We start from the raw sequence: 16,477 nt of genomic DNA, 5'->3' as shown, positions 1-16,477 counted from the left end.
GGAGCTGCGGGAGTGGGCGAGAGGACGTACGGTGCCGGCAGCATGAGCACGATGCTCGAGGGCATCCGAGTGCTCGACCTCTCGCGGGTCATCGCGGGGCCGTACTGCGCCACCATGCTCGGCGACCTCGGCGCGGACGTGATCAAGGTCGAGCGGCCTCCCGTGGGCGACGACCTCCGCGTGCTGCGGGGCAAGAACGGCATCAGCGCTTCCTTCGGCGCCATCAACCGCAACAAGCGCGGCATCGCCGTGGATCTCCAGCGCCCCGAGGGCGTGCAGATCGCCCTCGAGCTGGCGCGCCGGGCCGACGTGGTCGTGGAGAACTTCCTGCCGGGCGTGGCGGCCAAGCTCGGGGTGGGCTACCCGGCGGTCAGCGACATCAATCCCGCCGTCGTGTACGTGTCGGTGACCGGCTTCGGCCAGGACGGCCCGCACTCCAAGCGCCCGGGCTACAACACCATCGCCCAGGGCATGAGCGGGCTCATGGCGCTCACCGGTCATCCCGGCGATCCTCCCACCCGGGTCGCCGGCTCCACCTCGGACCTGTCGGCGGCCTGGGTCGCCTTCGGTAGCGTCTGCGCCGCGCTGGTGCATCGCTTCCGCACCGGCGCGGGGCAATACCTCGACGTCAACCTGCTCGCCTCGAGCCTCTCGCTCCTCCCGGACCCGACGGCCATCTTCTTCGATACGGGCGTGCGCCCCCAGCGCGAGGGAAATCGCAACCCGGCCATCGCGCCCGGCGGCGCCTACAAGACCAAGGACGGCTACATCAACATCGTGATCATGAACCAGGATCAGTGGGGGCGCTTCTGCGGCGCGCTCGGCGAGCCCGCGCTCGAAAAGGAGCCGCGCTTCGCCACCAACGCCGAGCGCATCTCGCGCTACGACGAGTTCGTGGCCTACGTGGAATCGCGACTGGCCACGGCGCCCACGGCGGAGTGGATAGACCGCTTCGAGGCGGCGCAGATCGCCGCCGGCCCCGTCTACGAGTTCCACGAGGTCTTCGAGGACCCCCAGGTCCAGCACCTGGGCCTCGTGGCCACGTTCGACCAGCCCGGGCTCGGCCCCGTGCACGCCCTCCCCTTCCCGGCGCGCGCTTCGGCCACTCCCGCGGCCATCCGACGCCCCGCTCCGCTCCTCGGCCAGCACACGGCGGAGGTCCTCGGGGAGCTCGGCTATCCCGCGAAGGAGATCAAGCGACTGGCTGAGGCGGGCACGATACAGCTCGGCACCTCGCCCTAGCTCGGCGGCGGCGCGGGTTGCGGAGGTCTGAGCTTCCGTGTAGCGTGCTCGCCATGATCGCTCGCGTGCTCGTTACGAATGCCGGACGCGGGGCGAGCAACAACCTCATCCGCAGCTTGAGAGCGGGAGATGTCTCGCTCTCCATTCTCGGCTGCCACGACGACCAGTTCGTCCTGAAGAATTCGGAGGCGGAGCGCAACTACCTCGTCCCGCCCCCGGGCCATCCCCGGCGCATGCGCGCGCTGCAACGCATCCTGAAGACCGAGCGCGTCGATCTCCTCATACCGACCTCCGACCGCGACGTGAGCGAGCTCTGCCGCGCCGGCAACCGACTGCGCGACCATCTGTTCCTCCCGCGACCGGCCACCATCGCCGCGTGCGAGGACAAGTACGGCCTGAGCGTGTTCCTGCGGGCCAGGAGCATCCCGGCGCCGCAGACCTATCCCGTGACCAGCCTCACCCGCATCGAGGCGATCTTTCGTCGACTCGGACATCCCTCACGCGTGTGGTGCCGCATCCGAACGGGGGCGGGCGCCCTCGGGGCGATTCCCGTGGCGAGCCCGGCCCAGGCGGCGAGCTGGATCGCGTACTGGCGAGACATGCGCGGCGTGCCGGTATCCTCGTTCACGCTTTCCGAGTATCTTCCCGGCCGGGACTTCGGCTGTCAGAGCCTGTGGAAGGATGGACAGCTCGTGCTGATCAAGACCTACGAGCGGCTGTCCTATCTGGGCAGCGGCAGCCAGCCCGCCGAGGTCTCGTCGGTGGCGGCGCTCGCCAAGACCGTCTTCGAACCTCGAGTCGTCGAGACGTGCGCGGAGGCCATCCGCGCCCTCGATCGGAGAGCCTCGGGCATCTTCAGCACGGACCTGAAGGAGAATGCCGCGGGCGTCCCCTGCATCACGGAGATCAATGCCGGCCGCTTCTCGTCGGCCACGAACATCTTCGACCTCACGGGCAAGCGCAACATGGCCGTCACGTACGTCCGGCTGGCGCGGGGCGAGCCGCCTGACATGGTGGGAGAGTACGACGTGTCCGAAGACCACTACATGCTGCGCGACATCGACACGCTGCCACGCATGTTCCACGCCGAGGAGTTCTTCGACGCCGTCGAGGACGCCCGAAGCTAGCGACGGGCCAGGCAGGCTCACCCGGACCACGCCCAACAGGAGGCGACGACATGGCGAATCTGGCGGTCAAAGAAACGTACCGGAAGGGCAGAACCTTCATCAGCATCGCGGCCACACCCAAGTCGCCGAAGACGCGCGCGCTACTCCGGCAGTTCAGGAAAGGGGTCAGAGTCCTTGCCAAGAAGTGGAAAGCGGCCGCGAGGGCGGCCAAGAAGTAGGCGAGCCTCGGACGCGGCCCGCGCCCGGCGCGACGCCGTGGTCGAGACCCTCGAGATCACGGGAGAGCTCGGCAGCCACGCCGTGGAGGCGCTCCGCCTGGAGATCCAGCGTCTGGCCCGCTGCTGCGGTCTGGACGTCACCGAGATCCGGATCGAGACGGAAGGCGCGAAGCGGTCAGGCTAGCGATCGCCGCTCGGACTCCGCCTGCTCACGCCACTGCGGCATGTCCAGCGATCGGAATGATCCGATCGCGGCGGCGAGATGCTGGTCCGCGTCTTCTCGCCGCCGCGTTCGACGGTAGAGTCTGCCCAGCCCGAGGTGGCAGTGAGCGAGGAGGGGACGCATCCCGAGCTCCTCCGCCAGGGCGAGCGCCTGACGATAGGAAGCCTCCGCTTCGTCGAGACCGGGCGCCGCTCCTCGTGAAGCGACCTCTCCCGCCAGACGAAGCGCGTATGCTTCACGACCGCGCTCCTTTTGCGCCCGGGCCAGCTCGAGCGCCGTGCGCGCCGACTGGCCCGCGTCGTCGAGGCGGCCCGCCAGGAGGTACGCCTCCCCCAGCCTCGCGACCAGGATGGAGTGCTCGCCCATCCTCTCCATCGAGACCGCCCGGCTCACGGCCTCTTCCAGAAGGGGGATGGCCTCCGCGTAGCGCCCCGACAGGGCATAGGCGGAGCCGAGCGGTGAGGCGAGGAGCGGAAGCATGAGGGGAAGGTTCAACGAGCGGCAGAGCTGAAGGCCTCGCTCGAGCAGGCGGATGGCCGATTCGAGGTCGCCCTTGACGAGGAAGAGAGTTCCCACGCCGCAGTAGGCGAACGTGAGGCTGTACTGATGATCGGCGGTCACGGCGAGGCGAATCCCCTCCTCCCCGCAGGCCATGCCCTCGCGGAAGTCTCCGCGCTCGGCCAGGTAGTAGGCGAGGTAGATGCGAGAGAACACCGAGAGAAGCCCCGCCGAGCCCATGTCTTCGCGGCCTGGGTTCTCCCGCAGGGCGTCCACGACCTTCGTGAGGATCTCCGTCGCCTTCCGAAAATCTCCCGTCGCCCCATAGGCCGGACCCAGGTGCGTGCCCACGGCAATCCACAGGGGGATGTCCCCCAGGGCCTCGGCGATGGCGAGGGCACGATGACCGGATTCGATGGCCCGATCGAGGTCGCCGACCAGCCGGAAATACTGACACATGAACGAAAAGACCCATGCGAGGCGGCGCTGATCGCCGAGCATGCCGGCAAGCTTCTCGGCTTCCGCGAGATGCCCGAGGATGGGTGCGAGGTCTCCCACGGGATGCAGCGAATTGCGCAGATCGAATCTCAGATCGGCAGCCTGCTCGATGGCCTCCCGCCCCTCTGGAAGATGCCGGATGATCTCCAGGGCCTGCTCGAAGTAGGCCACGGCCTGCCCGTGAGCCGAGCGCGACGCCGCTCTTGCCCCCGCCTGACGCAGGTACCTCACGGCCCTTGGCCACTCCTCCCCGCGCAAGGCGTGGTGGGCCAGGAGCTCGACCTGCTCCGTATCCCGTCCAGCGTACAGTCGCTCGAGCGCATCCACGATCCGGCCATGAAGCGCCCGCCGGCGGTTCTGCAGGAGGCCGCCATACGCGACCTCGTGGGTCAGCGCGTGCTTGAACGCGTACTCGACATCGGGGAAGAGTCGGGTCTCGTACAGAAACTCGGCCGCCTGAAGTTTGGCCAGCGAATGGCGCAAGCTGGCGTCGTCCAGATCGGCAATGGCATGGAGGATCGCCAAGGGGACGTCCTTGCCGACGACCGCGGCCGACTGGAGCAAGCGCTTCTCGACAGCGGGAAGCCGGTCGATGCGGGCGGCCAGGACCGCCTGGATGGTCACCGGTACCTGGATCGTGCGGAGATCTCTGGCCAGGCCATAGGCTCCACGCTCGCCGGACAGCCCGCCCGTCTCGACCAGGGTCCGCACGCTTTCCTCGAGAAAGAATGGGTTGCCCTCCGTCCGCTCGATCAGGAGCCGCTTCAGCGGCCCGAGCATCGCTTCGTCTCCCAGGAGAGCGCTGAGCAGGCTCTCCGCGCCCGCCTCCGCCAGGGGATCGACTCTCAGCTGCGTGTAGTAGCTCTTGTTCCCCCACGCGTGCTGGTACTCGGGGCGGTAACCCGCCACGAGGAGGATCCGGGCCGTGGGCAGAGTCTCGACGAGTCCGTCGAGGAGCGCCTGGGTCTCGGAATCCACCCAGTGGAGATCGTCGAAGAGCAGGATGAGCGGCTGGGTCCGACTCTCTCGCAGCAGGAAGCGCTTGACGGCGTCGAGGGTGAGTCGGCGGCGCTGGGAGGAGTCGAGGGCCTGCCATTGCGCGTCCTCGCCGCGGGCGTCGAGGAGGGCCTGGAGCGGGGTCAGCGCCGTCTCCAGCGCGCGGTCGAGCGCGAGGAGCTTTCCGGTCACCCGCTCGCGGATCGTCCGCGCATCGTCGCGGGCCTCGATCTGGAAGTAGGTCTTCAAGAGCCCGATGACCGGCAGATAGGGAGTGGCCCGACCATAGGAAACCGAGGTGCTCTCGAGAACGAGCCAGTCCTGCGTGCCCTGCGAATGCATGAACTCGTAGAACAGACGCGACTTGCCCACCCCGGGCTCGCCCACGATCGCGACGATCTGCCCGTGGCCGGCGCGCGCCTGCTCGAGCGCCCGGTGGAGTTGACCGAGCTCGGGCTCGCGACCGACGAATCGTGTCAGGCCGCGCTGCGCTCGGGCTCGAAGACGCGTCTGCACCGAGGTCGCGTCGATCATCTCGAACGCGTGGACCGGCTCGGTCAGGCCCTTGACCGGGATGGGGCCGAGCGGCTTGACCTCGACATAGCCTTCCACCAACCGGAGGGTCTCGGCGGTGAGTCGGATGGTCCCCGGAGAGGCGAGCTGCTCCATGCGGGCCGCGAGCTGAGTCGTCCGGCCCACCGCGGTGTAGTCCATGTGGAGGTCGCTGCCGATGGAGCGGACGACCACTTCTCCCGAGTTCAGGCCCACCCGGATCCGGACCTCGATCCCGCGCGAGCGCCGGAGGCTTTCGCAGTACCGGTGAACCGTCTCCTGCATTCTGAGGGCGGCATAGCACGCCCGCACCGCGTGGTCCTCGTGGGCGAGGGGCGCGCCGAACAGCGCCATGATCCCGTCTCCCATGACCTGGTTCACGGTGCCCTCGTAGCGATGGACGGCCTCCATCATGTGCTCGAGCACCTGGTCAAGGACATGGCGGGCATCCTCGGGATCGCGATCGGCCAGCAATTCCATGGAGCCCTTGAGGTCGGCGAAGAGCACGGTAACCTGCTTGCGCTCGCCCTCGAGCGCCGCGCGCGAGGTCAGGATGCGCTCGGCCAGATGCGACGGGGTGTAGGCGCCGGGCGAGGCGAAACGGTCGGCGGGCGCTGCATTGAACGCCACTCCGCAGGCGCCGCAGAAGGCCGCGCCCGGCGCGATGACGGCGGCGCACTTGGGGCACGTCTCCGCGAAGGAGGCGCCGCAGTGCTCGCAGAACCTCACGCCATCGCGATTCTGCGCCTGGCACCGCGGACAGTTCATGGCGTCTCCGAGTCATCCGCGGGCGGAAGCACCCGCAGCAGCAAAAGCGTAGCCCCGGCTATGAGTCGCGTCAATCATCGCCTGTCGTTACACGGTAGCGGGAGAGGTCTTGACACCAGCCTCATCGGGACGGTAGAGTGGTTCAGGATCTTGAGCGTCTCCTTTAAGCGGACCCTGAGAGGCCCGCAAGGAGCAGGCATGAAGCAGCCGAAGACCATGTTGAGAGCGGCCCAGCCAAGCGCTGGGCTGTTTTTTTGTCACGCCACGAGGTCGCGGTGACCGCGCCGAAGGAGAAGGCGCAGGTGCTTGACCAGGCCGGGCTCGACCGGGCGCTGACCCGCATCGCCCATGAGATCGTCGAGCAGGCGGGGGGCGCCGATCTGGCCCTGGTCGGGATCAAGAACCGCGGCGAGACGCTGGCCGAGCGCATCGCCGAGAAGATCGCGGGGATCGAGAGCAAGCGCCCGGCCGTGGGCGCCCTCGACATCACCCTCTACCGTGACGATCTGGGGAGCCGGGCCGAGCAGCCGAGGGTCCGCAGCACCGAGATCCCCTTCCCGCTCAAGGACCTCACGGTGGTGCTGGTGGACGACGTCCTCTTCACGGGACGGACCATCAGAGCCGCCATGGACGCCCTCATGGACCTCGGGCGCCCGCGCGTCATCCGCCTGGCCGTCCTCGTGGACCGGGGACACCGCGAGCTGCCCATCCGTCCCGACTATGTCGGCAAGAATCTGCCCACAAGCCGCAAGGAATCCGTCGCCGTCATGCTCCGCGAGCACGACGGCCAGGACCGTGTGGTGATCCAGGAACCCGAGGAGGGTTGAACGATGGCCTGGAAGCGCAAGGACCTCGTCAGCATGCGGGATATCGAGGCGCCCGAGATCACCGAGGTGCTCGACACGGCGGAGTCCATGAAGGAGATCGCCACCCGCGAGATCAAGAAGGTGCCGACCCTCCGGGGCAAGACCATCGTCAACCTCTTCTACGAGGCCTCGACGCGCACGCGCACCTCCTTCGAGATCGCGGGCAAGTGGCTCTCCGCTGACGTCATCAACTTCTCCGGCGCGGGCTCGAGCGCAGAGAAGGGCGAGAGCTTCCTCGACACGGCCAAGAACATCGAGGCCATGAGCCCGGACGTGGTGGTGGTCCGTCACAGGGCCCCGGGTGGCCCCGCCCTCCTCGCCCGACATCTGAAGTGCTCGGTCGTCAACGCAGGCGACGGGGCGCACGAGCACCCCACGCAGGCCCTTCTCGATCTCCTGACCGTCCGCGAGAAGAAGGGCCACCTCGAAGGGCTCAACGTGACCATCGTGGGCGACATCGCCCACAGCCGCGTGGCCCGCTCGGACATTCACGCCATGCGCAAGATGGGCATGACGGTGACGGTGGCGGGGCCGCCCACCCTGATTCCCGCGGGCTGCCAGGACATGGGCGTCAAGGTCAGCCACCGCCTCGAGGAGGCCATCGCCCATGCCGATGTCATCATGATGCTGCGCCTGCAGCACGAGCGGATGACGGGCGGCTTCATCCCCTCCCTGCGCGAGTACTCGCGGGTGTGGGGACTCACCCTCGACCGGCTCGCGCACTGCCGGCCCGACGTGCTCATCATGCACCCGGGGCCGGTCAATCGCGGCGTCGAGCTCTCCCCGGAGGTCGCGGACAGCCAGTACTCGGTCATCCTCAATCAGGTCACCAATGGCGTGGCGGTGCGCATGGCCGTCCTCTACCTCCTCGCGGGGAGCAAGGCGGCATGAGCCTGCTCCTCAAGGGCGGCCGCGTCGTCGATCCCGCGAATGGCCTGGACGCTGTCCAGGACGTGCTGATCACCAACGGCACCATCGCCAAGCTCGCGCGCGGGCTCAAGGCGCCCGAGGGCACCCAGGTCGTGGATGCGGCGGGCAAGATCGTCTGCCCCGGCTTCATCGACATCCACGTCCACCTGCGCGAGCCGGGCTACGAGTACAAGGAAACCATCGCCAGCGGCACGCGCGCGGCGGCGGCGGGCGGCTTCACCGCCGTGGCCTGCATGGCCAATACGCTGCCCGTCAACGACAATCGTGCCGTCACCGATTTCATCCTGGCCAAGGCGCGCGTGGAAGGCGTCGTGCGCGTCTACCCGATCGGCGCGGTCACGCGCGGCCTCGAGGGGCAGGAGCTGGCCGAGATGGCCGAGCAGGCCGAGGCCGGCTGCGTCGCCTTCTCCGACGACGGCCAGTGCGTGATGAACGCCGAGATCTACCGCCGCGCCATGGAGTACGCCCTGCCCTTCGGCACGCCCATCATCAGCCATGCCGAGGACGAGCACCTGGCCCATCGCGGGGCCATGCACGAGGGGCTGGTCTCGACCGAGCTCGGCCTGGCCGGCCAGCCCTCGGCGGCCGAGGACGTGATGGTCGCCCGCGACATCCTGCTCGCCGAGTTGACGGGCGCGCCCGTGCACATCGCTCACATCTCGACGGTGGGGGCCGTGCGCCTCGTGCGCGAGGCCAAGGCGCGCGGCGTGCGCGTGACCGCGGAGGCGACGCCGCATCATCTCCTGCTCACTGACGAGGCCGTGCGGGAGTACGACCCCAACATGAAGATGGCACCGCCGCTCCGGACCAAGCGGGACGTCGAGGCCGTGCTGGAGGGCCTCCTCGATGGCACCGTCGACTGCATCGCGACGGACCATGCCCCGCATGCCCTCTCCGAGAAGGAAGACGAGTTCGGGGCCTGTGCCAATGGCGTGGTGGGGCTGGAGACAGCGGTACCGCTCCTCCTGGACCGGCTGGTGCGCGGTGGCCGGATGGACCTGCCGACGCTGGTCCAGCGGCTCTCGCCGGCGCCCGCGCGGCTCTTGAATCTCCCGGGGGGCAGCCTGGCCGCGGGAGCGCCCGCCGACGTCACGGTGCTCGACCTCGAGCGAACGTGGACGGTCGAGCCCGCCAAGTTCCGCTCGCGGGCGCGCAACACGCCCTTCGCCGGCTCGACGGGCACGGGCGCGCCGATCATGACCATCGTCGGCGGCGAGGTCGTCTCGCCATGACGCGGGCGCTCCTGGCCCTGGCGGACGGGCGCGTCTTCACGGGCGAAGCCTGCGGCGCCCGCGGCGAGGCGCACGGCGAGGTCGTCTTCAACACGTCGATGACGGGCTATCAGGAGATCATGACCGATCCGTCCTATCGCGGGCAGATCGTGTGCATGACCTATCCGCTCATCGGGAACTACGGGATAAACCCGGAAGACGTCGAGTCGCGGCGGCCCTGGGTCAATGGCTTCATCGTGAAGGAGGCTTGCCCGTATCCCTCCAACTGGCGCGGCCGGATCGCCATCGAAGACTACATGCGCGAGCAGGGCATCGTGGGCATCCAGGGCATAGACACGCGCGCGCTCACGCGGCATCTGCGCGACCACGGCGCTCAGGAAGGCGTGATTTCCACGATCGAGGCCGACCCCGCGCGACTGGCCGAGAAGGCCCGCGCGCTGCCGGGCCTCATGGGCCGCGATCTCGTCAGCGAAGTCACGGTGGACGCGGCCCATGGCTGGAGCGAAGGCGGCTGGGATATCGCGCGAGGGTATACGCGGCCGCCCACCTCGCGCTTCAGAGTCGTCGCCTACGACTCCGGGATCAAGCGGAATATCCTTCGGCAGCTGGCCTCCCTCGGCTGCGAGGTCGAAGTCGTGCCTGCGAATACGCCCGCCGCGGCCGTGCTCGAGAGGAAGCCCCACGGGCTCTTTCTCTCCAATGGTCCGGGGGATCCCGAAGCGGTGCCATATCTCGTCGAGTCGGTGCGCGGGCTCATCGGCAAGCTGCCCATCTTCGGCATCTGCCTCGGCAACCAGATCCTGGGCCTGGCCTTCGGCGGCCGCACCTACAAGCTCAAGTTCGGCCACCACGGCGCCAATCACCCCGTGAAGGACCTCGAGACGGGGCGCGTCGAGATCACCGCGCAGAACCACGGCTTCAGCGTGGATCCCAAGTCGGTGGAGAAGGCCGGGCTCGTCGAATCCCATGTGAATCTCAACGACGGCACCTCCGAGGGCATGAGGCATCGGGAGCTGCCCGTCTTCTCCGTGCAGTACCACCCCGAGGCCTCACCGGGGCCTCACGACTCGCACTACCTGTTCCAGCGGTTCATCGACCTGATGGTGAGAGGAGGCTGATCGCGAATGCCCAAATACCTGATCTCGTATCGGAAGACCGAAGAGACGGGCCAGAAGCCCGAGTGGGCCACCTTCACCACGGAGAGCGAGCTCGCGATGGAGTCCCATGCCGTCAAGGAGCGCGTGGAGAAGCGGATGAGCGTGCTCGGCGAGAAGCTCTGGGGCAACGGCGAAACACTCTGGATAGGCACCGGCCGTCTCGACGACGTGCTCTACAAGCGCGAGGAAGCCGCGCCGGAGATCTCCATCGTCTACGGGCAGGTGGAAGGGTAAAAGCTCACAGTGCCAAAGCGGACTGACATCCGGAAGATCCTCCTCATCGGCTCGGGGCCCATCGTCATCGGACAGGCCTGCGAGTTCGACTACTCCGGCACCCAGGCCTGCAAAGCGCTCCGTGAAGAGGGCTTCGAGGTGGTGCTCGTCAACTCGAACCCGGCCACCATCATGACGGATCCCGAGATGGCCGACCGCACCTATATCGAGCCCTTGACCCCGGAGTTCGTGGCCAAGGTCATCGAGCGCGAGCGGCCGCAGACCATGCTGCCCACGGTCGGCGGCCAGACCGGCCTCAACCTCGCGGTGGCCCTGGCCGAGGACGGCACCCTCGATCGCTTCGGCGTCGAGCTCATCGGCGCCAAGCTCCCCGCGATCAGAACGGCCGAGGACAGGAATCTCTTCGGCGCGGCCATGGCGCGGATCGGGCTCGAGATGCCCAAGGGCTTCTTCGCCACCTCGGCCGAGGAGGCGAGGGCCGGCGTGCGCGCGGGACGCATGGGCTTCCCCCTCATCATCCGGCCGTCTTTCACGCTCGGGGGCACCGGCGGATCCGTGGCCTACCACCCCGAGGAGCTCGAGGCGGCGGTCAAGTGGGGCCTCCAGCAGAGCCCGGCCGGCCAGGTGCTCGTCGAGGAATCCGTGATTGGCTGGAAGGAGTTCGAGCTCGAGGTGATGCGCGACCTCGCGGACAACGTCGTCATCATCTGCTCGATCGAGAATTTCGACCCCATGGGCGTGCACACGGGCGACTCGATCACGGTGGCGCCCGCGCAGACGCTGACGGACAAGGAGTACCAGCGGATGCGGGACGCCTCCCTCGCCATCATCCGCGAGATCGGGGTGGAGACGGGCGGCTCGAACATCCAGTTCGGGATCAATCCCGCCGACGGGCGCATGGTCGTCATCGAGATGAACCCGCGGGTCTCCCGCTCCTCGGCCCTGGCCTCCAAGGCCACGGGCTTTCCCATCGCCAAGATCGCGGCCAAGCTCGCGGTGGGCTACACCCTGGACGAGCTCCGGAACGACATCACGCGCGAGACCCCCGCCTCCTTCGAGCCCGCCATCGACTACTGCGTGCTCAAGTTCCCGCGCTGGGCCTTCGAGAAGTTCCCGGAGGCCGACCAGACGCTGACCACCCAGATGAAGTCGGTGGGCGAGGCCATGGCCATAGGCCGGACCTTCAAGGAGGCCCTCCAGAAGGCCGTGCGCTCGCTCGAGCAGGACCGCTGGGGCCTCGTGATGGACCCCCCGCCCGCCGACGACGAAGCGTTGAAGCAAAAGATTCGCATCCCGACGGCGGAGCGCTGCTTCGCCCTCGCCGAAGGCTATCGCCGCGGGATGTCCACCCAGGAGATGCACGAGCTCTCCGCCATCGATCCCTGGTTCCTCGAGAACATCCGCGAGATCGTCCGCTTCGAGGAGACGATTCGCGGCGCGGGTCTGGTGCAGCCCGACGTCCTCCGCCGAGCCAAGCAGATGGGCTTTGCCGACCGGCGGATCGCCGAGCTCGTCGGCCAGAGCGAGGCCGAGGTGCGCGCGGCCCGACTCCAGGCAGGCATCCGCGCCACCTTCAAGATGGTCGACACGTGCGCCGCGGAGTTCGTGGCGCACACCCCCTACCTCTACTCTACCTACGAGGAGGAGGACGAGGCGCCCCCCACTCCTCGGGAGAAGGTCGTCATTCTCGGCTCAGGGCCCAACCGCATCGGCCAGGGTATCGAGTTCGACTACGCCTGTGTCCACGCCGCCTTCGCCCTCAAGGAAGTCGGCGTGGAGGCGATCATGGTCAACTGCAACCCGGAGACGGTCTCCACGGACTACGACACCTCCGACCGCCTCTACTTCGAGCCCCTCACTTTCGAGGACGTGATGAACATCGTGGAGCGCGAGCGGCCCCGCGGCGTCATCGTCCAGTTCGGGGGCCAGACGCCCCTCAAGCTCACCGTGCCCCTCGAGCGAGCGGGGGTTTCCATCCTGGGCACCCCGCCGGACGCCATCGACCGCGCCGAGGACCGCCAGCGCTTCGCGGCCCTCCTCGCCGAGCTCGGCCTCCAGCAGGCGCCGGGCTCCACCGCGCGCTCCTACGAAGAGGCCGAGCGGATCGCCCAGAGCATCGGCTACCCGGTGCTCGTGCGCCCGTCGTACGTGCTGGGCGGGCGCGCCATGCAGATCGTCTACGACCGGGAGGACCTGCAGCGGTACATGACGGAAGCGGTGCGGGTCAGTCCCGAGCATCCGATCCTCGTGGACAAGTTCCTCGAGGACGCCCTGGAGATCGACGTGGACGCCCTCGCGGACGGCGAGCGCGTGGTGGTAGGCGGCGTCATGGAGCACGTGGAGAAGGCCGGGATCCACTCGGGAGACTCGGCCTGCGCGCTCCCGCCCTATTCGCTGGGCGACGACCAGATCGACCGCATCAAGGTCCAGACGCGCGCCCTCGCCAAGGAGCTGGGCGTGATCGGGCTTCTCAACATCCAGTTCGCCATCAAGAACGAGGCGGTCTACGTCCTCGAGGTCAATCCGCGCGCTTCGCGCACCGTGCCCTTCGTCTCCAAGGCCATCGGGGTGCCCCTGGCCAAGCTCGCCACCAAGGTCATGCTGGGGGCTTCCCTGCGCGAGCTCGGCTTCGCGGAGGAGCGCGAGGTCGGCCACATGGCGGTCAAGGAGGCGGTCTTCCCCTTCATCAAGTTCCCCGGGGTCGACGTGCTCCTCGGCCCCGAGATGAAGTCCACGGGCGAGGTCATGGGCATCGACCGCGATTTCCGCAAGGCTTACGTCAAGTCGCAGATCGCCGCCAACTCTCCCCTGCCCACCTCCGGAAAGGTATTCCTCTCCGTGAAGAACCGGGACAAGCGCGCGGTGCTCCAGGTCGCCAAGCGGCTGGCCGAGATGGGCTTCTCGCTCGTGGCCACCGCGGGCACCGCCAAGCTCCTCATGCGTCAGGGCATGACGGTGGAGATGGTCTACAAGGTCAACGAGAGCCGGCGCCCGAACATCGTGGACCTGATGAAGCGGGACGAGATCGCGCTGGTCTTCAACACGCCGGAGGACGGCCGGGCCCGCAAGGACTCCTACCTCATCCGCCGGACGGCCGTGACCCAGAACATCCCGTACTACACGACGGTGGACGGGGCCCAGGCCGCCATCGGCGGCATCGAGGCCCTTCTCAAGGGAGAGATGAGCGTGCAATCGCTCCAGGACTACTATGCCGCGCACGCCTGAAGACCGTCTCATCATCGCCCTGGATGTGGACTCCCTCGACCGCGCGGCCATGCTCGTGGACGCGCTCCACGGCACAGCCCGCCGCTTCAAGATCGGCTCGCAGCTCTTCACCGCGGGCGGCCCCGCGGCCATCGAGACGGTGCGCAAGCGCGGCGGCGAGGTCTTCCTCGACCTCAAGTTCCACGATATCCCGAATACCGTGGAGGGAGCCGCCCGCGAGGCCGTGAGGCTCGGCGCCTTCATGTTCAACGTCCACGCCTCGGGGGGTCGCGCCATGATGCGCGCGGCCGTCCACGGCGCGCACGAGGCCGCCCAGACGCTCGGGCTGCCTCGGCCACTCGTCCTCGCCGTGACCGTGCTGACCGGCCTCGACCGACAGGCGCTCTCGGCCGAGCTTCGCGTCGCCTCCTCGGTGGAAGGCCACGTCCTCCATCTCTGCGGGCTCGCGCGGGAGGCGGGGCTCGACGGCAATATCGCCTCCCCGCATGAGATCAAGGCGATCCGCCGGGCCATGGGGGCAGGATGGACCATCGTCACCCCGGGGGTGAGGCCGGCCGGAAGTGTTAGCGACGATCAGTCGCGCATCGCCACCCCGCGCGCGGCGGCGGCGGCCGGAGCCGACTACCTGGTGGTCGGGCGGCCCATCACCGCCGCCCCCGACCCCGCGGCAGCCGCCGCGGCCATCCTCGAGGAGATGCGCGCATGACCACCACCCGCGAGCACGCGACGCTCATCCGGCGCCTCTTCGAGATCGGCACCATGCGCTTCGGCGACTTCACCCTCAAGTCCGGGATCAGGTCGCCCTTCTATATCGATCTCCGCGTGGTCATCTGCTTCCCCGACGTGCTCCGCCGGATCGGCGTCCTCATGGCCGCCGAGGTCAGCCGCTGCGCGGGCGATCGTATCGCCGGCATCCCCTATGCGGGGCTGCCCCTGGCCGTGGCGGCCAGCCTCGAGGGCAATCTGCCTCTCATCTACCCCCGCAAGGAAGAGAAGAGCTACGGCACCAAGCGTCGCATCGAGGGCATCTACGAGCCGGGCGACCGCGTGGTCCTGATCGACGACATCATCACAGACGGCGCCAGCAAGTTCGAGGCGATCGAGGTGCTGGAGGAGGCCGGCCTCGTGGTCAAGGACCTCGTCATCCTCATCGACCGCGAGCAGGGGGGCCGCGAGCTCCTGGCGTCCAAGGGCTATGCCCTGCACTCCGTCCTGACCATCACGCAGTGCCTGGACGAGTGGGAGACGGCGGGCCTCGTCGACGCCACGGCCATCCGGCAGTCCCGCGAGTTCGTGCAGGCGACCCGGTTCGGCTGATGCGCGCCGCCCACGACGGCGTCGGCGAGATGCTGATGGACGAGGCGGCCATCCAGGCCGAGGTGGCGCGCCTGGGCGCCCAGATCTCGGCCGACTACGAGGGAAAGTCCCTGCACGTCATCGGTGTCTTGAAGGGCGCCGCCGTCTTCCTCGCCGATCTCATGCGCGCCGTGACCATCCCCGCCACCCTGGACTTCATCTCGATCGTGCCGTACGGGCAGATCACCGCCTCCGGCGTGGTGCGAATCCGGAAGGACCTCGACGAGCCGCTCGAGGGCAAGGACGTGCTGGTCGTGGAAGGCATCTGCGCCTCGGGGCTCAGCCTCTCCTATCTGCTGCGCAATTTCCAGACGCGCAAGCCCGCCTCCCTCAAGGTCTGCGCCTTCGTGGTCAAGCGTCGCGAGCGGCCGCCCGACGTCACCGTCCACTACGTCGGCCGCGAGATCCCGGATGTCTTCGTGGTCGGCTACGGTCTCGACGCCCAGGAGCAGTATCGCAATCTGCCGTACATCGCCCGCCTCGCCTGACGGATCCCGGATCAAGTAGCGTCCTATCCCGGACTATGCGCGAACACCTGACCCCCTCACCCTGCCCTCTCCCCCAGTGGGGGAGAGGGATCAGAATGAAGAGAGCAGCGTAGCGAGAGGGTTCTCATCCCTCTCCCCCGCGGCGGGGGAGAGGGCCGCACTTCGAGCTGAGCGGCGCCGCCGCGAGCCGAGGGCTGAGTAAATCAGGGGGCCGTACGACGAGAAAGTCATCTTCATGAAGTCCGGGCTGCGGTCGCGCGCAGCTCGCGGCCTGGCCCTTGACCGGTCGGCCCGGCGCGACTTACGCTCGTGCGCGGCCTTTTCCCGCGCGGCTCCCGCCGCCGACCCACTGGCTCGGACCCGTTGGAGGGCAATATGAGCTGTCCCCGGTGCCGCCAGGACACCCCACGCGGCGCCAAGTTCTGCCCGGACTGCGGTGCCTCCCTCGGAGCAAGCGCCCATCGCTCACTTCCGACGGCCGTCGAGCCGGTCCTGAGCGCCATCGCCAAGATGGCGGCCCGCCTCTGCGACGCGCGCGATGCCCAGATCCTCCTCGTCGAAGGCTCGACCCTGCGCCTCGTGGCGCAGCACGGATCGCTCCGCACCACACGGTCGCTCGGCGAGCCGTTCCCCTTGAGCCCTGGCACGGTTCACGGGCGCGCAGTGCTCGAGCGACGGGTCATCCACGTGCGCGACCTGAAGGCCGTCGTCCGGACCCAGTACCCCGAGCTCGCGGCGCGCCGACGGGCAACCGGCATCAGGACGATGCTCGCGGCGCCTCTCCTCTCCGAAGGCACGGCCATCGGCGTCATCGCGATCCGTCGCCTGCGTGTCCGCCCCTTCTCCGCCAAGCAGATCGCCTTGCTC

Annotated in this window: 15 protein-coding genes; 14 read left to right on the top strand and 1 reads right to left on the bottom strand. The window is 68.4% G+C overall.

Annotated features, from left to right (window positions below):
- Window positions 1-42: 42 nt before the first annotated feature.
- From VGT00_14105 to VGT00_14090, 4 genes are read left to right on the top strand one after another with little or no spacing between them, the layout of a single operon-like run.
- Window positions 43-1,242: a CoA transferase gene (locus VGT00_14105; GenBank protein HEV8532549.1), complete on the top strand. Its 1,200-nt coding sequence runs from the start codon at window positions 43-45 to the stop codon at window positions 1,240-1,242.
- Between the two features lie 44 nt (window positions 1,243-1,286).
- Window positions 1,287-2,369, top strand: a complete 1,083-nt coding sequence (locus VGT00_14100) for a hypothetical protein (GenBank protein HEV8532548.1) — start codon at window positions 1,287-1,289, stop codon at window positions 2,367-2,369.
- A 50-nt stretch (window positions 2,370-2,419) separates the two neighbouring features.
- A complete protein-coding gene (locus VGT00_14095) occupies window positions 2,420-2,587 on the top strand; it encodes a hypothetical protein (protein ID HEV8532547.1) in 168 nt (55 codons plus the stop codon).
- Between the two features lie 37 nt (window positions 2,588-2,624).
- Window positions 2,625-2,771: a hypothetical protein gene (locus tag VGT00_14090; protein ID HEV8532546.1), complete on the top strand. Its 147-nt coding sequence runs from the start codon at window positions 2,625-2,627 to the stop codon at window positions 2,769-2,771.
- On the opposite strand, the gene VGT00_14085 is transcribed toward VGT00_14090, so the two are convergent.
- Complete coding sequence (locus VGT00_14085) at window positions 2,763-6,122, bottom strand: adenylate/guanylate cyclase domain-containing protein (GenBank protein HEV8532545.1); 3,360 nt, start codon at window positions 6,120-6,122, stop codon at window positions 2,763-2,765. The genes VGT00_14090 and VGT00_14085 overlap by 9 nt on opposite strands.
- Window positions 6,123-6,397: 275 nt before the next feature.
- Between VGT00_14085 and pyrR the strand changes: the two genes are divergently transcribed.
- The 10 genes from pyrR to VGT00_14035 form a co-directional block, all read left to right on the top strand.
- Window positions 6,398-6,949 carry a bifunctional pyr operon transcriptional regulator/uracil phosphoribosyltransferase PyrR gene (gene pyrR, locus VGT00_14080; protein ID HEV8532544.1) on the top strand — a complete coding sequence of 184 codons (552 nt, stop codon included), beginning with the start codon at window positions 6,398-6,400 and terminating at the stop codon, window positions 6,947-6,949.
- 3 nt (window positions 6,950-6,952) lie between these two features.
- Window positions 6,953-7,879 (top strand): aspartate carbamoyltransferase catalytic subunit, encoded by a 927-nt coding sequence (locus VGT00_14075; GenBank protein ID HEV8532543.1) that lies wholly within the window; start codon window positions 6,953-6,955, stop codon window positions 7,877-7,879.
- Window positions 7,876-9,150 carry a dihydroorotase gene (locus VGT00_14070; protein HEV8532542.1) on the top strand — a complete coding sequence of 425 codons (1,275 nt, stop codon included), beginning with the start codon at window positions 7,876-7,878 and terminating at the stop codon, window positions 9,148-9,150. The genes VGT00_14075 and VGT00_14070 overlap by 4 nt, the downstream gene beginning before the upstream one ends.
- Window positions 9,147-10,268, top strand: a complete 1,122-nt coding sequence (gene carA, locus VGT00_14065) for a glutamine-hydrolyzing carbamoyl-phosphate synthase small subunit (GenBank protein HEV8532541.1) — start codon at window positions 9,147-9,149, stop codon at window positions 10,266-10,268. The genes VGT00_14070 and carA overlap by 4 nt, the downstream gene beginning before the upstream one ends.
- A gap of 6 nt (window positions 10,269-10,274) precedes the next feature.
- On the top strand, window positions 10,275-10,541 hold the full coding sequence (locus tag VGT00_14060) for a hypothetical protein (GenBank protein ID HEV8532540.1): 267 nt from the start codon (window positions 10,275-10,277) through the stop codon (window positions 10,539-10,541).
- 9 nt (window positions 10,542-10,550) lie between these two features.
- On the top strand, window positions 10,551-13,766 hold the full coding sequence (carB, locus tag VGT00_14055; protein ID HEV8532539.1) for a carbamoyl-phosphate synthase large subunit: 3,216 nt from the start codon (window positions 10,551-10,553) through the stop codon (window positions 13,764-13,766).
- Window positions 13,750-14,472 (top strand): orotidine-5'-phosphate decarboxylase, encoded by a 723-nt coding sequence (gene pyrF, locus VGT00_14050; protein ID HEV8532538.1) that lies wholly within the window; start codon window positions 13,750-13,752, stop codon window positions 14,470-14,472. The genes carB and pyrF overlap by 17 nt, the downstream gene beginning before the upstream one ends.
- Window positions 14,469-15,083 (top strand): orotate phosphoribosyltransferase, encoded by a 615-nt coding sequence (pyrE, locus tag VGT00_14045; protein ID HEV8532537.1) that lies wholly within the window; start codon window positions 14,469-14,471, stop codon window positions 15,081-15,083. The genes pyrF and pyrE overlap by 4 nt, the downstream gene beginning before the upstream one ends.
- A complete protein-coding gene (gene hpt / locus VGT00_14040; GenBank protein ID HEV8532536.1) occupies window positions 15,083-15,610 on the top strand; it encodes a hypoxanthine phosphoribosyltransferase in 528 nt (175 codons plus the stop codon). Before pyrE ends, hpt begins: the two co-directional genes overlap by 1 nt.
- Window positions 15,611-15,985: 375 nt before the next feature.
- Window positions 15,986-16,477 (top strand): GAF domain-containing protein (locus VGT00_14035; GenBank protein HEV8532535.1); only part of this gene is annotated, 492 nt, incomplete at its 3' end.

The sequence above is a fragment of the Candidatus Methylomirabilota bacterium genome (assembly GCA_036002485.1).
GTDB lineage: Bacteria > Methylomirabilota > Methylomirabilia > Rokubacteriales > CSP1-6 > AR37.
The sequence above is the reverse complement of the archived record's forward strand: the minus strand, read 5'-3'. Positions and strand labels throughout refer to the sequence as shown.

Coding starts and splice junctions, on each gene's coding strand:
- VGT00_14105 (HEV8532549.1), top strand. CDS start 43: ATGAGCACGATGCTCGAGGGCATCCGAGTGCTCGACCTCTCGCGGGTC.
- VGT00_14095 (HEV8532547.1), top strand. CDS start 2,420: ATGGCGAATCTGGCGGTCAAAGAAACGTACCGGAAGGGCAGAACCTTC.
- VGT00_14085 (HEV8532545.1), bottom strand. CDS start 6,122: ATGAACTGTCCGCGGTGCCAGGCGCAGAATCGCGATGGCGTGAGGTTC.
- VGT00_14075 (HEV8532543.1), top strand. CDS start 6,953: ATGGCCTGGAAGCGCAAGGACCTCGTCAGCATGCGGGATATCGAGGCG.
- VGT00_14070 (HEV8532542.1), top strand. CDS start 7,876: ATGAGCCTGCTCCTCAAGGGCGGCCGCGTCGTCGATCCCGCGAATGGC.
- carA (HEV8532541.1), top strand. CDS start 9,147: ATGACGCGGGCGCTCCTGGCCCTGGCGGACGGGCGCGTCTTCACGGGC.
- VGT00_14060 (HEV8532540.1), top strand. CDS start 10,275: ATGCCCAAATACCTGATCTCGTATCGGAAGACCGAAGAGACGGGCCAG.
- pyrF (HEV8532538.1), top strand. CDS start 13,750: ATGCCGCGCACGCCTGAAGACCGTCTCATCATCGCCCTGGATGTGGAC.
- pyrE (HEV8532537.1), top strand. CDS start 14,469: ATGACCACCACCCGCGAGCACGCGACGCTCATCCGGCGCCTCTTCGAG.
- hpt (HEV8532536.1), top strand. CDS start 15,083: ATGCGCGCCGCCCACGACGGCGTCGGCGAGATGCTGATGGACGAGGCG.